At 58.4% G+C, this 15,313-nt stretch carries 11 protein-coding genes; 2 read left to right on the forward strand and 9 right to left on the reverse strand.

The window, feature by feature from the left end; translation table 11 throughout:
• From OO25_RS04600 to fabF, 4 genes are all read right to left on the reverse strand, one after another.
• Positions 1-1,293, reverse strand: coding sequence for a DNA-packaging protein (locus OO25_RS04600; RefSeq protein ID WP_040178663.1), 1,293 nt, complete (start codon positions 1,291-1,293; stop codon positions 1-3).
• Positions 1,265-1,606 (reverse strand): recombinase, encoded by a 342-nt coding sequence (locus OO25_RS04605; protein ID WP_040169417.1) that lies wholly within the window; start codon positions 1,604-1,606, stop codon positions 1,265-1,267. Before OO25_RS04605 ends, OO25_RS04600 begins: the two co-directional genes overlap by 29 nt.
• 294 nt (positions 1,607-1,900) lie before the next feature.
• Positions 1,901-3,055 (reverse strand): endolytic transglycosylase MltG, encoded by a 1,155-nt coding sequence (gene mltG, locus OO25_RS04610; RefSeq protein WP_040169419.1) that lies wholly within the window; start codon positions 3,053-3,055, stop codon positions 1,901-1,903.
• Positions 3,055-4,320 carry a beta-ketoacyl-ACP synthase II gene (gene fabF, locus OO25_RS04615; RefSeq protein ID WP_040178664.1) on the reverse strand — a complete coding sequence of 422 codons (1,266 nt, stop codon included), beginning with the start codon at positions 4,318-4,320 and terminating at the stop codon, positions 3,055-3,057. The genes mltG and fabF overlap by 1 nt, the downstream gene beginning before the upstream one ends.
• Positions 4,321-4,838: 518 nt before the next feature.
• On the opposite strand from fabF, the gene OO25_RS04620 reads away from it, so the two are divergent.
• Positions 4,839-5,597, forward strand: a complete 759-nt coding sequence (locus tag OO25_RS04620) for a PilZ domain-containing protein (protein WP_242406978.1) — start codon at positions 4,839-4,841, stop codon at positions 5,595-5,597.
• 165 nt (positions 5,598-5,762) lie between these two features.
• On the opposite strand, the gene OO25_RS04625 is transcribed toward OO25_RS04620, so the two are convergent.
• From OO25_RS04625 to fabD, 4 genes are all read right to left on the reverse strand, one after another.
• On the reverse strand, positions 5,763-6,506 hold the full coding sequence (locus OO25_RS04625) for a HisA/HisF-related TIM barrel protein (RefSeq protein WP_040169423.1): 744 nt from the start codon (positions 6,504-6,506) through the stop codon (positions 5,763-5,765).
• A gap of 164 nt (positions 6,507-6,670) precedes the next feature.
• Positions 6,671-6,904, reverse strand: a complete 234-nt coding sequence (locus OO25_RS04630) for an acyl carrier protein (RefSeq protein WP_005982462.1) — start codon at positions 6,902-6,904, stop codon at positions 6,671-6,673.
• Between the two features lie 662 nt (positions 6,905-7,566).
• A complete protein-coding gene (gene fabG, locus OO25_RS04635; protein ID WP_040178666.1) occupies positions 7,567-8,304 on the reverse strand; it encodes a 3-oxoacyl-ACP reductase FabG in 738 nt (245 codons plus the stop codon).
• An 85-nt stretch (positions 8,305-8,389) separates the two neighbouring features.
• Positions 8,390-9,322: an ACP S-malonyltransferase gene (gene fabD, locus OO25_RS04640; RefSeq protein ID WP_040178667.1), complete on the reverse strand. Its 933-nt coding sequence runs from the start codon at positions 9,320-9,322 to the stop codon at positions 8,390-8,392.
• A gap of 185 nt (positions 9,323-9,507) precedes the next feature.
• Here fabD and OO25_RS04645 point away from each other — a divergent pair, with 185 nt between their 5' ends.
• On the forward strand, positions 9,508-10,812 hold the full coding sequence (locus OO25_RS04645) for a cytochrome b/b6 domain-containing protein (protein WP_040178668.1): 1,305 nt from the start codon (positions 9,508-9,510) through the stop codon (positions 10,810-10,812).
• A 236-nt stretch (positions 10,813-11,048) separates the two neighbouring features.
• Here the strand turns inward: OO25_RS04645 and OO25_RS22925 are convergent, their stop codons facing one another.
• Positions 11,049-15,119 (reverse strand): hypothetical protein, encoded by a 4,071-nt coding sequence (locus OO25_RS22925; RefSeq protein WP_040178669.1) that lies wholly within the window; start codon positions 15,117-15,119, stop codon positions 11,049-11,051.
• Positions 15,120-15,313 lie beyond the last annotated feature (194 nt).

A 15,313-nucleotide genomic window follows, 5' to 3' on the forward strand; every position in this document is an offset into this window, starting at 1 on the left:
TCACAGCATGCGGGCGCGGGGCATTCGGTGGCGGTTGGCCGGGGTCAGAATCAGCTCCTGCACCGCCCAGACAAGCGCATCCAGCCGGTCGGGAGAGCCCTGCCCCAGATAGCCGCGCGGGGTCATCTGGCAGAGCTGATCCTCCAGCGCGCCCAAGCCCGGCACATGACGCACCCGCCCCTGTTCATAAAGTGCCGCGACCGGTTCCGCCCGCGCGCCCTTGCCCCGGCTGGCGTGCAGCGCGGTGAAGGGCACCAGCGGGTCGATCTGGCGCAGCAGGCTTTCGACCAGCGCGCCGCCCTGATTGACCTCCGCCACCACCCGGTCGGCGCCGTAGCGGTCGCGGGCATCAATGGCAGCCTGCGCCCAAGTGAGCGGGCCGACGCCCTGCACCGTGCAATCAGCCAGCACATAGGCGCACCAGTCCTGTGGCGGGCCCTGCAGGGTTGCGCCCACCACCATGATGCCACAGGCGTCGGAGTGTTTGCCCGCGCTCACCGCCGGGTCCACCGCCACCACCACCCGGTCCAGTGACGGGGCCTTTGCGATCTGCGCGGCAACCAGCCCCGCATTGGACCAAAGCGCGCCCTCGACATCCTGCAACAGGATGCCATCCAGCTCCTGCCGACCAAGGCGGGACCCGGCGTAGCGATTGCGCACCTCTGCCAGAAAGGAGGCGGCGAGATTGGCGCGGTTGGCCTCCGTTGCGGCATGGGTCTGCACCGTGGACGGGCTGGCCAGGAGATCACGCAGCACGCCCACATAGCGCGGCGTTGTGGTGACGCAGACGCGCGGATCGGTGCCAAGGCGCAAGGCAAATTGCAACATGTCCCAGCTGTCCTGCCCGCGTTTCCACTTGGCCAGCTCATCCGCCCAGGCGGCATCGAACTGCGGGCCGCGCAGCGCCTCGGGGTCATGGGCAGAAAACGCCTGTGCCGTAGCCCCGTTGGGCCAGATCAGCCGTCGTTCGGTGGCTTTCCACGTCGGGCGCCGATCGGGGGGCGTGCAGGCAAGGAGGCCGCTGTCGCCCTGTACCATGACATCGCGCACCTGATCATAGGTCTCCCCAAGGAGCGCGATGCGGCGGGCGCGACCAGCGGACAGGGGTGTTGCCCCTTCGGCCAGCGTACGCACCCATTCGGCACCGGCCCGGGTTTTGCCAGCGCCGCGCCCGCCAAGGATGACCCAGCTGCGCCAGTCGCCCGCCGGTGGCAGCTGATGTGGCAGCGCCCAGAGATCAAACAGATAGGGCATCGCACAGAGGTCATGATCGCTGAGCCGGTCCAGAAACATCGTCTGCGTCGAGGCTGGCGCGCAAGCGAGCCAGCCGGTTTTCGATTTCACTGCGCGCGGCCTTGGTGTCGAGACCGGCTGCGGCCTGATGCTGTTCACTTTGTTCGACAAGGGTTTTCTCCACTTTTTGGCTGTCGCGGATCAGGCTTTCCAATTTGGCGATGCGCGGGGTGCTGCTGCCCTCCTCTGCATCGCAGGCAAGACGTTCGAGCATCTGCTCTGCCTCCTGCCGGAGCCGTTCGATGGAGCTGTGGAGTGAGAATAGAAGATCGGCGGTTTTTGCCAGCCGATTTTCCGGTGTGTAACTGCTCATGGTTGGGGCCTCATAGTGATGGGACCTCCATCCGCAAAACCACGGATCCAACCAGCTGCGCAGGCCCAGTAGAGGCCCCTGCATGGCAGATCAGTCAGTTTTCCAGCTACCCTGAGAGCATGGCATAAAGCAGCGCAGAAGTTAAAAAATCACCACCTGAAGTATCGGTCGCAAACTGCCGAATTTATTAAGGAAATACCCGAATTTCCTACGATGGAGTTAACGGGTGCGCGCACGAAAAAAAGGGACGCCAAAAGCGTCCCTTTCCAGATTTGGTTTATGCTGTTGTTGCGATCAGTTGCTGTTGCGTTCGGCTTCGATCTCGCGCCATTTGGCAACATTGCGGTTGTGCTCTTCCAGCGTGACGGCAAAGGCGTGACCGCCGGTGCCATCTGCGACGAAGAACAGGTAATCCCCCTCATCGGGATTTACCGCAGCCTCAAGGCTGGCCATGCCGGGATTGGCGATGGGGGTCGGCGGCAGCCCTTCGATCACATAGGTGTTCCAGGGGGTGGCGCGGCGCAGCTCGCTCTGGCGCAGTCCACGGCCCAGAACGCCCTCACCCTTGGTCACGCCATAGATCACCGTCGGGTCCGTCTGCAGCCGCATGCCGCGATTGAGACGGTTGGTGAAGACCGAGGCCACCTGACGGCGTTCTTCGGCGACGCCGGTTTCCTTCTCGATGATTGAGGCGAGGATCAGCATTTCCTCCGGGCTGGTGACCGCAGCACGGTCTGAGCGGCTCTCCCAGGCGGCATTGATGCGCAACACCTGACGTTCCTGCATCTCGGCCAGGATCTCAGCACGGTTGTCACCGGGGGAGACCTCATAGCTGTCCGGGGCCAGCATCCCCTCCGCAGGGCGGTCGCCTGGCTCACCTTCGAGGATATCCATCGCCTTCAGCGATTCCACCACCTGCCAGCTGGTGACCCCTTCCGCCAGCGCAATGCGGTAGCGGGTGTCGGCGTCGGCTTTCTTCTCGTCGTAGACGGCAGGCACCTCATCGACGCCGGGCACAAATTCCGCGCGCTCAACGAAGCGGTTGGTGGCCGGGTCCAATTCGCGCACTTCGGCCAGCACGCGGGTTACGCCGACGCGATAGACGATCTCCGTGCCGCAGCTGCTGGCGCCGCCACGGGTGATCTGGTCCACGATGGCCTCCATCGAGGCGCCGGCTGGCACCAGATAGCTGCCGGCCTTCAGCTCACCGGTTTTCTCAGCGTAGCGCACCCCAACCCGAAACAGCGGGCCAGAATTGATGGCACCCTGGGTTTCCAGATCACGGCTGACCCGCGACATGTTGGAGCCAGACGGCACCCGTAGACAAATTGCGCTCTCCAGCGGACCTTCCGAGGTATATTGCGACTGGCCCCAGAGGATGACACCGCCCAGAAGGAACAGCATCACCACCAGGATCGTCAGCATATTAGAGGCGAGGCTGCGCCACATCACTCAGGCTTTCCGAACAGGACCGACGCATTGGTGCCGCCAAAGCCAAAGGAATTGGACAGCGCCACGTTGATCTCGCGCTCACGCTTGGCATTGGGGGCCAGGTCAACGGCGGTTTCCACTGCGGGATTGTCCAGGTTGATGGTGGGCGGCGCCACCTGATCCCGGATCGCCAGAATGGAGAAGATCGCCTCAATCGCGCCAGCCGCGCCCAACAGGTGGCCGGTGGCAGATTTGGTGGAAGACATGGTGACCTTGCCTGCAGCATCGCCCATCATCCGCTCAACCGCGCCCAGTTCGATGGTGTCGGCCATCGTGGAGGTGCCATGAGCGTTGATATAGTCGATGTCCTTCGGCTCAAGCCCGGCATTGGCCAGCGCCGCGCGCATGGAGCGTTCGCCGCCTTCGCCGTCTTCAGACGGTGCGGTGATGTGGTAGGCATCGCCGGAGAGACCGTAGCCCAGCACCTCGGCGTAGATTTTCGCACCACGGGCCTTGGCGTGCTCGTAGTCTTCCAGCACAACGATGCCCGCACCCTCGCCCATAACAAAGCCATCGCGGTCGGCGTCATAGGGGCGCGAGGCCGCTTTGGGATCATCAGCGCGTTTGGTCGACAGCGCCTTACAGGCATTGAAACCCGCAATGCCAATCTCACAGATCGCCGCCTCGGCGCCGCCTGCAATCATCACATCAGCATCGCCGGATTTGATCAGACGGGCCGCGTCGCCAATGGCATGGGCACCCGTCGAACAGGCGGTCACAACGGAGTGGTTCGGCCCCTTGAAGCCAAAGCGGATGGAGACCTGACCGGAAATCAGGTTGATCAGCGCGCCAGGAATAAAGAAGGGCGAGACCCGGCGGGGGCCTTTCTCCTTGATCATCACGGCGGTGTCCGCGATCGAGCTGAGCCCCCCGATGCCGGAGCCGATCATCACACCGGTGCGCAGTCGGCTTGCCTCATCCTCAGGCGTCCAGCCTGCATCGCGCACGGCCATATCCGCGGCGGCAATACCGTAGAGGATGAAGTCGTCAATCTTCTTCTGGTCTTTCTTCACCACCCAGTCATCGGGGTTGAAGCTGCCCTCGGAGCCATCGCCGCGCGGCACTTCGCAGGCGTATGTGGTGGCGACACCGCTTTCGACCGCATCAAAATGCGTGATCGGACCCGCGCCGGACTGCCCGTCCAGCAACCGTGACCAGCTTTCTTCGACGCCGCTGGCCAGCGGTGTGACCAGGCCCAGTCCGGTAACTACTACTCGACGCATTTCTTGCCCTCCTTTGCCTCGGCAATTTGTCACCAAATAGCTTGGATTGGCGCAAAGGTGCAAGAGCCGGAACAGTCGGGCGGTTTTACGATATTTTAATGACACCCTTAGAGTGCAATTAACTTCACATAGATACCCCTAAAGTGTATCTCGGCGCGTTTCCCCGGAGAATTCCGGATCGGCAGCACCCGCGAAACAACATGCGGCGCCCACCTGATAGGGCGCAAAGTCTGAATCTACGGCTCTGGGGCAAGGCGTAAATGGTAAACTTACGAATGGTATTGGGACGCCCCGCGCCGTCGGATCCAGATGTACGAAGGGATCGGCGTTCGGCACACCGCCGCCCTTCGCGCATGTGGAAGGTGAGCCTGTGCGCGCTTGTGATTGTTGCCTGTTCCTTCCTTGGTGCCGAACCACTGGCAGCGCGGGAATGCAGGGTGTTTAACAAGTTGATGACCCTGACACTCGCCAGTGAGGAAGTGCTGGAATATCTGCGCACAGGCCGCAATCCGCGTGCGATGCTGGAAATGGAACGGCTTCTTGCCAATATCTCAAAGACCAAGCTGCACCGCGGTATGCAACGTGAAAACCTGCGTGAGCTGCTCAGGGCGACCGACAACCTGATCGCCCAGCAGAGGGGTCTGTTGCGCATTCTGGCGATTAAGGACCGGTGGACCGCGGAGCGGACTTCGGTCAAAATGTTTGCCCGTGAGACTTTGGACGCCTTCCGTCGCGATCTTGCCCGGATGCCCTGTTACAGGGCTCATAAAAAGGACGGCACAAACAGGGAGCGGGGATCTCAGGCTGCGTTCAGACACATTTCCAGCACGACTGCCGCTGTGGGCTCGCTGGGGTTGGTGGCTATTGGGGCTTTATGCTTTATCCTTTTTGAGAGGCGCATGACGGTGTTGCGGCGCAGACGCAAGCGCTACACCTGCAATCTGGATTGCAATCTGCTGTGCGGCGGCGCGGCCTCAGATGCCACGCTTCTGGATATCAGCCAGGAAGGGGCCAAGATCAAATCTGATGTCATCTGCGCTGTCGGGGACATGATTTCATTGACCTTACCTGACGACGCGCCGCAGGTTTCGCTGACCGGCAGGGTTCAATGGTGCAATACAAACTATTTTGGCATTCAGTTCAAGGAACTGCTGCCCCGCGAGGTGGTCAAGAAACTCGCCGGTTTTCGGCGTGCACCTCTGGCTGCAAAGCAAGGTTTCACCCGCGGTGCGGCGGCGCCGGATCTGGAGCCAACCAACGCGGTCTCCGGCTTATGATCCTTATGATCTGTTGTAAGGGCTGACGACCTGATCACCGTCGCGCCCCTTGTCGCCCGTCAGCCTGTAGTCCGAAGCCCGGACGATGAGTGCGACGGCATAAGGAAGACGCCGCGCGGTCCCCCACGCGGCGCCCATCTGTTTCAACGGCTCTGAGCTTGCCAATCAGCGAAACTCTGCCACCGGTTCACGGTTAGGGGTTCCGGCCTCAAGTGCTTCGGCAAGGGTCAGGGTCTTGCGAAACAGCGCCCGCCCGACCAGCGCCCCGGAAACCGAGCCGATATATTTCAACCGCGCCACATCATCCGCCGTGCGCACCACGCCGCTGGCAATCACCGGCGTGCGAGCCTTCTCGGCCAGCCCGGCGATCAACCCCAGCTGCGCCTCAACATCGCTCATATCGCTTTCGATGTCGGTGATGATGATCCCCGCAAAGGGACAATCGGCAAAGGCTTCGATAAAGGCTTCGGGCGTGAACGACCCGGCCTGACGCCAGCCATCGGTCATCACCTGACCTTCCCAGACATCCACCGCCAGCACGATCTGATCGGGATAGAGGCGGGTCAACATGCGCACCATCTCGGGATCCTGCGCCGCGAGGGTGCCCACCACAACGCGGCCTGCACCCTTGTCGATCCAATGTTCAACATGTTCGCGGCTGCGCATGCCTCCGCCCAGCTGCACGGGAATGCCCGCTGTGCGGATGATTTCCTCCACCAGCTCGGCATTGCGGTTGTCGCCTTCAATGGCATCAAAATCCGTCAGATGCATCCATTCAGCGCCATCTGCAGCAAAACTGCTAGCGGTGGCCACCGGGTCCACATGCCAGATCATGGCGGTATCAAGCCGCCCCTTGTCCAGCGTCACGCAGCGCCCGTCCTTCAGCTCCATCGTGGGGTAGATCATCATCGCTTTGCCCTCCTGTCGTCGGCAGTTTCGCCAAGGCTAGCACGGAGATTGATCACCCCTAAGGAGAAAACCCGACCTCGCATGGGTCGGAAACGGCCACAAACGCAAAACGGCGCCTTCCTGCCCGGAAAGCGCCGTCTGTGATCGTCACCGATTGGGTGGGATCAGGAAGCTTCGCTGATGAACTTCACCGCATCGCCAAAAGTCTGGATAGTCTCGGCTGCGTCATCGGGGATCTCGATGCCGAACTCTTCTTCGAAGGCCATGACCAGCTCAACGGTGTCCAGGCTGTCTGCGCCCAGATCATCGATGAACGACGCGTTCTCGGTCACTTTGTCTTCTTCAACACCCAGGTGTTCCACAACGATCTTTTTTACGCGGTCTGCGACGTCGCTCATGTCAATTCCTCATCTTTTCAGGCCTTCGCCCGGTTCTGCCCTTGCCCGCTCGGGGCGGCGTGGTTGTGCCCGATGCGGGCGATCGTGTCCCGCATAGCGGAACGTGCCCCTGCCGGTCCGGCATGGACCCGCAGAAGGCGAATATGCGCCGCCTATAACACAGACCGACGCAGAGGCAAACGGTTTCGCAGCATCACTGCGACCGCCAACCCGGAGCCTGTCACCTGAGGCTCAGGCAACAGGGTGAGCATTTGGCCACAGGTGGCGACACATGCAAGACTTGTCTGCGATATTTTTCACAACCCACAAACCAGCAGCATGATTTTCTTATTGTTTTCCAATTCACTTGAGCATGCTGCGCGTCAATAAATACCAGAGTATCACCTTTGGCGTCGCGCCACTCAAAGGCCCATGCGTCCCAAATCGACCGGAAATCTCCCGCGGTTCCCCAGAGATGTAGACCAGGCCCCGCTTCCCCTTCTAGGCACCCACTCGGCCTGTGACCCTCTGTGTGCCGGGGATCCGAAATGGCAAAACCCCGCCGCCGGAGGAACCGGAGACGGGGCCAGTGATAGTGCCAACGATAGAGCCGGTGTCTCAGCCAGTGAGCCAGCCAGTAACGCGAGCCTCTGGTGCCTCAGCCGAGAGCGGTCAGCCCCGGATCAGAGCATCGCCATACCGCCGTTCACATGCAGCGTGGTGCCGGTGACATAGCCAGCCTCAGCGCTGGCCAGATAGAGCACGGCTGAGGCGATTTCCTCAGGGTTGCCCATGCGTCCGCTGGGGATCTGGGTCAGGATCGCGTCTTTCTGGGCGTCGTTCAGCTTGTCGGTCATGGCGGTCGCGATAAAGCCGGGAGCCACCGCATTCACGGTGATGCCGCGGTTGGCGACCTCATAGGCCAGCGATTTCGACATGCCAACCATGCCGGCCTTCGCGGCAGCGTAGTTGCCCTGACCTGGATTGCCGGTGGCCCCTACGATGGAGGAGATGTTGATGATCCGGCCCCAGCGTGCCTTCATCATGCCACGCAGCACGCCGCGACACAGGCGCATGGTGGAGGTGAGGTTCACCTCAAGCACGCTCTGCCACTCCTCATCCTTCATCCGCATGAAGAGGTTGTCGCGGGTGATGCCGGCGTTGTTGACCAGAATATCAACCGCCCCCATCGCCGCGATGGCCTGTTTCGGCAGTGCCTCAACCGCCTCCGCATCGGAGAGGTTGCAGGGCAGCACATGGGCGCGCTCCCCCAGTTCGGCAGCCAGCTCCTGCAAGGGGGCTTCGCGGGTGCCAGAGAGGCCAACCGTGGCGCCAGCGGCATGCAGCGCGCGGGCGATATCACCACCGATGCCGCCGGACGCGCCGGTGATGAGGGCAGATTTGCCAGTCAGATCAAACATATGGTTTCCTTTGTCGCATCCCCGGCCCGCGGTCCGCCGTTTTCCTTGGAAGAAAACGAGCCGGAATTTTAATGAAATTCCGCGTTCAGCCCGCAGTGATGGCGGCCACATCCTCAGCGGTGCCGACCTGGCGGCTGGTCAGGCTGCGGTCAATCTTGCGGATCATGCCGGAGAGCGCCTTGCCTGCGCCGATTTCCCAGAATTCGGTCACCCCTTTGGCCGCCATGGTCTGCACGCTTTCGCGCCAGCGCACCGACCCGGTGACCTGTTCGACCAGCAGTTTGCGGATCTCATCGGGGTCGCTCACCGCATCGGCACGCACATTGGCGATCAGCGGCACGGCGGGGGATTTGATGGCCACATCCGTCAGCGCCTCGGCCATCACATCGGCGGCAGGCTGCATCAGCGCGCAATGAAACGGTGCCGAGACCGGCAGCATCACCGCCCGTTTGGCGCCTTTTTCCTTGGCTATCTCAGCGGCGCGTTCCACGGCAGCCTTGGCGCCGGAGACCACCACCTGGGTCGGGTCATTGTCATTGGCGGCCTGGCAAACCTCGCCCTGTGCAGCCTCCTCGGCGACGGCACGCACAGCCTCAAAGTCCAGCCCCAGGATGGCGGCCATTGCGCCCTCACCCACTGGCACCGCGCTTTGCATGGCCTGGCCACGGGTGCGCAGGAGCCGCGCCGTATCGGCCACCGATATTGCGCCAGCGGCGGCCAATGCGGAATATTCGCCAAGACTGTGACCGGCAACAAAGGCGGCCTTGTCGATGCTGACACCCTCAGCCTCCAGCGCGCGCATGGCAGCAAGCGAGGTGGCCATCAGCGCGGGCTGGGCGTTCTGCGTGAGGGTCAGGGTTTCGATGTCCCCCTCCCAGATCAGTTGGCTCAGCGCCTCTCCCAATGCGGCATCCACCTCGTCAAAGACCGCTTTGGCTGCCGGATAGGCCTCGGCCAGCGCCTTGCCCATCCCGATGGTCTGCGCGCCCTGCCCTGGAAACACGAATGCAATTGTCATCTGAGACCTCATCTTCTCTGCACATCTGCGTTGCACCGGGTTTAGACGCAGGTGACGCTGCGTACAAGCACAGCCTTGCGCGGATGCACCAAGCCTGTGCATCAGGTGACAGAGATGCGTGTTGTCTCAGACAGCGGAGGGGATAGGGTACCCCTGTCACTCCCGATGAGAAGGTTTTCCCTGACGTGTCCTCCCCTGCCAGCTCTCCCGTCGCCCGCCACAACACCGCCCTTCACTATGGCAGCGTTGCCAAGGGGTTCCACTGGCTGACCGCCCTGTTGATGCTGGCGGTGTTTCCGCTGGGATATTTCGCCAATGATCTGGCGCATCACATCCAGAGCGCCGATTTCGACGGATCACAGGCCACGCTAACCCGCGCCGCGCTGCTGTTTTCGCTGCATAAAACACTGGGGCTGGCGCTGTTTCTGACGGCGCTTTTGCGCATTCTCTGGGCGTTGAGCCAGCCCAAGCCGGTGGCACTCCACCCCGAACGACGGGCGGAGACGGTCCTGGCGGAGGTGGTGCATTGGCTGCTTTACGGTGCGCTGGTCGCCGCGCCGCTGACGGGCTGGATCCACCATGCGGCGACCACCGGTTTTGCGCCGATCTGGTGGCCCTTTGGCCAGAGCCTGCCGTTTGTGCCGAAATCGGAGGCGGTGGCTGCGGTGTTTGGTGGGCTGCATTGGCTGTTTGTCTGGACCCTTGCGGTGGCGCTGGGGCTGCATGTTGCCGGTGCGCTGAAGCATGAGGTGATCGACCGTGACGCCACCCTGCGCCGGATGCTGCCGGGACGCGCGCCTAAGGTCACCGTCAAGACCGAGACGCCCCATGGTGCCCTGCCGTTTTTGATGGCGCTGTTGGTCTGGGTGCTGGTGCTGGCGGGCGGCGGTGCCTTCGGACTTTATGCGCAGGACAGCTACGGGCCCGCAGACACGGCCACGGTGCAGAGCCATGATACCGGCGATGCCCAAATCACAGATGCCGCCGCCGCTGAGGCGCTGCCCGCTGGCGGCTGGGTGGTTGAGGACGGCACCCTCTCCATCGCTATCGTGCAGATGGGCAGCGAGGTGCGCGGCCAGTTCGACCAATGGCAGGCGAGCATCGCGTTTGAGGAGCCAGATGCGCCCGGCCCTGCGGGCACGGTCACCGTCTCCGTTGCAATCCCCTCGCTGATGCTGGGATCGGTTACCGATCAGGCGATGGGTCCGGACTACTTCGACAGTGCCAGCTATCCCACCGCCGAGTTCCGCGCCGAGATCGAGAAGCTGGCGGAGGGCTATGTCGCTGACGGCACCCTGCGCATCCGCGACCAGGAGGTGCCGCTGCGCCTGCCCTTCACCCTGGATCTGAACGGTGACACCGCGGTGATGTCCGGAAGCGCCGAGGTGAACCGGCTGGATTTCAACATCGGGCGCGGCGTTCAGGACGAAGGCTCGCTGGCCTATGCGGTGACCATTGCCGTCGACCTGACCGCCAGCCGCGCGCCCTGAGGGGGGGGCTGTAGCAGGCACACTGCTGATGGATGAGGGATCCACACAGCGTCACGGTCAGCTATGCGGACCTTGCAGTCGTTCGCCGCACATGCAGCCTAGACAACCCGTTGCGTCCGCTTTGCGCATTAGCGACATCTGAAAATGTGGCACGAACGACCTAAAGCTGCCATCCGGAAAGCATTTAGAGTGCTGCGTCTCATTCCGTAAATGCAAGCGTTCGTTTTCCGTACTATCTAAACTCCTGAAACATCAAGGACGAACACATCTACAAATGCCGCTAACTCAGCCGGCATCTTGCCCTCAATACTTTTCTTGAGTTCTTTAGCACTTGTGATCTTGATGTTCTTTAGGCCTGCGACCTTATGATCTGGCCCGAACCAAATAACGAGAAAAACGCCCTGATGCTCTGCATCATGGTGGATTGAATAGCGTTTGTGAAGTTGTTCAGCGGCTGCAGTGTAAAGCTCGTCGTGCCACTGTCCTTTGACTTCCGTGACAAGCAATCGACGCGTCCCACCAATCATCTTTGCTGCGGTGAAGTCACTGCGCTTCAAGGCTTTGAGTTGGTGCTCTGGTGTTATCGAGATGCCTAGTGGTTGAAGACGAAGGCTCAGACGCTCAGCGATTCTTTCAGTACATTCATTCTCATTTTTTCTTTTGAGCACCGTCGTGTATTTCCCTGATTTATTATCTTTCTTTCTTGTTTTGTTATAGAACACTACTGCTGGGTTATACTCACTACCATCAACAGCTTTTTGATATAATTCTAGTTCTTGGACGATAAGTGCACGCAAGCCTTCAACTGTCACAACGCTGTCATGATCCAAGCAGTCGACAATTTCACTTGGTGATGGCGGTTCGAAATTTCGAAGTGCTCTTATTCTCATCTGGTTGGCATGAATATTTCTCAAATCTGCGCGCAGGTCGGAAAACCGAGGATCCTCTAGAATTCTATCCAATACATCAATGGCGTTATCGGGGTCATCCGAGGCAATTGACCAAACCACTTCGGTTAAAAAGCGATACGCGTTCTCTTCTTTAGAACTAATCGATCCATGGCTGCTCGGAAGATTAACTTTAGCCCATTGACCGATGAAGGTATCAAGGATCTTCTCTGTTGTCTTTGAGGTAAGGTTCGGCCACAAGGAGTGCTGACTGCGGTTAATCTGTCCATATCGCTCATAAAACAAGAAAATGGTATCTGGGTCAGATTTGAACCAACGCCAAGTATGTTCTGAGGTTTCGTCCAGAAAACAAACAGCACGAGTTTGCCAAAATAACCTCTTTCTCTCAATAACCTCATTCCCTGTCGGTTCGGGCCAAAAAAAATCAAACTCAGCGCATCGTTCCACAATGATCTCTTCCAAGTTTTCGCGCGCGCCAAACTGGGCAGTAATATCAAAAAGAGTGCCAAGTACATCAAGTTCCAACCCTCGGAAGCGCCTAAGCCATTCAATCGATAGCTTAGCACTAAGTTCGCGAAAAACTTGAGCATCTCGTAGCAACCAAACTTCAGGGCTCTGACATCCAAACTGCGCGAGTTGAGGCTCAACATATGCGCGGAGGTATTTTTCAACGCTCAAAGATGTTGAAAAAATCAGGCGGTCGACTTCAACTTTCAGTGCGTCACGCTCTTCACAGGATACCGCACGCCAGCTACTATCTAGTGTTGTTCGCAGTGCCTTTAATAGGCGAGGTTCGATGCCCTCTAGGTTTCCTTTGATGCGCATGAGCTCCAAGCACGCCGCGTAGAGGATAGTTAGAGAATGCAGGCCCCTTGAAGCACAACGCAGTTCAGCGAGTTTTTGAAGTTCAGGAACAAACTCATCTATAAAATCTAGGCAGTTGCTTAAGGCAGTTCGGACAAGCTTCTCATCACCAAATTCGTTTTCGATTTCTTCCGGCTTTTCGAGCACAAGTCTCGCGAAGCGCTTCAAACAAAACCAATGACGCCCACTTTCTACAAGTTCACGGTTTTTCTGAACAAATTTTATGTTCTCTACATGAATACACTCTTGCTGCCTGCTGTGGCGCTTCATTCTGCGGCGAAACTTCATGTTTCGGCTGGTGTCTTCGCGGTGAATTTGCGCGATAGCTCGGTTTGATTGAGCCCACTCCCGCATTAAGGCAGGCTTCTCCTTGGCTTGGAGACGCATGTGCCTCCTCAAACTGTCTGGACCTCGTCCCGTATTTTTATGAGTATATTGATGCCTTGCCAGAAAACTCACCCACAAGTTCGAGTTATCAGTCTCAAAGGCAAGATCGACTACAAACCTGTGGTCACACGGTTTGAAAACTAGCCCAGCATGAGCGCCCTCGCCAAACAGTGTGCGGACCTTGACCTCGATAATTCGATCTAGGTCAGTGAGCGGCCCTAGCACATGGGCGAAGATACCTTGGCGCAAGTTATCGTCTTCCTGAAGTACTTGGACCGCTTTGCTGTACTCTGCCCTCCTGACTTGGTGGAAGTTCAAATTTCTAACCCATTGCCACACCCGCGCCGGGTCGTAAGGCGGCGAAGCTGTTTCGAAATACCGGTCCATCAATGAACCGACAATCTTGCTCACACCGTTTCTGCAATCACAATTGTAGTGTTCTTGACCGCACTTGCAGGCCAAATCACTAGTCAGCTCGTCCAACAGATACTCGATATTCGCTAATTCAAGTCTAGCAATGAACCGCTTGACGAAGCCATGTCTCATGTATACGCGCTCAAAGCGCTTCGCACGGGGAGGATAGATGTTGGCGCAGATCCGGAAGAAGCCTGCAAGATAACAACTATCAAACGTCTCCGGCCCAATCCTATTTATGATTTCAATTGCGACATTGAGAGAGGTTTGGCTGGCTTCGAAAAGGAGAACGGCCAAACCTGCTCGATAGTCGTACTTTTCCGTACTGAGCAAACATTTAACCGCCAATAAACGTGTGCTCTCGGATTCGTTTGGAGATAGGGCGATATGGCTCAGTTCTTTAAATAACTTCTCGACAGCAGGTGATTCCGCCAATAGCTCCAAGATGAGACTGCGCAAATGGCCCTTTGCACTATGTGCCAGGAGGGGCTTAATTTCTTCCACCACTTCTTGAGTGAAGAATCCCGCTACGCTGTATCTACGCCAAAAGTCTCCTCGTCGGAAGTATGGGTCCTTGGCTTCGGCATTCTTCAACTGCAGCAGCAACAGGCGCTTAGAGGACGGATCAAGCTGGGAAGGATCGCCATTCGCAAGTACAGCATAGGGATCGAGTTCAATAGCAGCTTCTTGAACTTCTTTGGTTCCGAGGGACGCCATCCAGCCAAGCATTCCCCGGAGTTCATCGCGTACAGTGGAGTTCGGCGCTATTAGCGGTAAACACTTAGACAGCGTTAGCGAGTCCACCGGATCTAAGATCCGCTTGTTAAGGTAGCCCGCTGCACAAAATTCAGCGACGATTTTGTGAACAGGGCGATGCTGATCTTCACTAGCCCCCGGCTTGAACATCCGGGTTGCCAGGATGTCGGTGACGCACGTCTTGTCGCCAACAATTGATGCTAGCAAAGGGTGCACGGCGTCCTCAGCAGTTTCACTGGTGCTGACACCTTCTGCCCCGGACATTAACAACTTGGCAAAAACGTCGGACGCTAGATCTACCTTTTGATTGATTGAGAGCGCTGAACGTATAGGTTTTATCTCTGGATTTGCTTCTCTTGCCAACCGCTCGATTGCTTGCGCGAAGATGGACCGTTTGTCGAGAAAGTGCCGGTCACTCTCTATGTAGGCGTCAGCGAAAAGTTTTAGAAATTCTGGGTTCGGGAGAAGCATTTCCAATTCAAATCGTGCAACTTCTGTCCGGAACGCTTCGAAATTCTCTCCAGGTACATGGTGATCGAAAATTTCTTTCTGCTCCGCCTCGTCGAATTCGACCAACCTTACTATCAGTGGAGGAGAGCCAAGAAAGTCTTCGAACGTGCGTGTGTCAGCATAGTCCCATTCACTGGACCTACTGGCCAAAAAAAAGTGGGTTGGGTTGGCTGCTTCGGCCTGTCTAAGAAGGTTATGGAGCCCAGCGTCCTTCAGTTTCGCCAACTCGTCGTAAGCATCGATGACCAGAGGTAGTTCGGTTTTCGCCTTCGCCCCTAAGTGCCTAAATTTGCTTGCAGTAATCGGACTGGTGCCTAGCTGCTGGGCCAGGCTAGCCATGAGTTCAGTTTTTCCACCACCGGGTTCGGCTAAGATGACGACGTAGCGTACGGCAGTTACTAGTGCAGCTTCACTGTATGTATTTTCTTCACTTGTAAGCGTGCGCGGCAGATACAGATTCTGGTTCATTTCACCTTGCTAGCAACTTATGTGAGAGCTGGTAAGGTTTCATTCAACGCTCTGGGGCTGTAAGAATGTAAAGGTCCAAGTTGAGCGTTCCCCTCAGTTCGGGAGATTCTTTGTCAGCCCTCTTTGTCTCGTCAAGTAACTGGACTTGACTGCTTTAGGGCTGCAAGCGGCCTCCTGCACCTGCGGCATCCTAG

Source organism: Phaeobacter sp. S60, from assembly GCF_000826845.1.
GTDB classification, from domain to species: domain Bacteria; phylum Pseudomonadota; class Alphaproteobacteria; order Rhodobacterales; family Rhodobacteraceae; genus Phaeobacter; species Phaeobacter piscinae.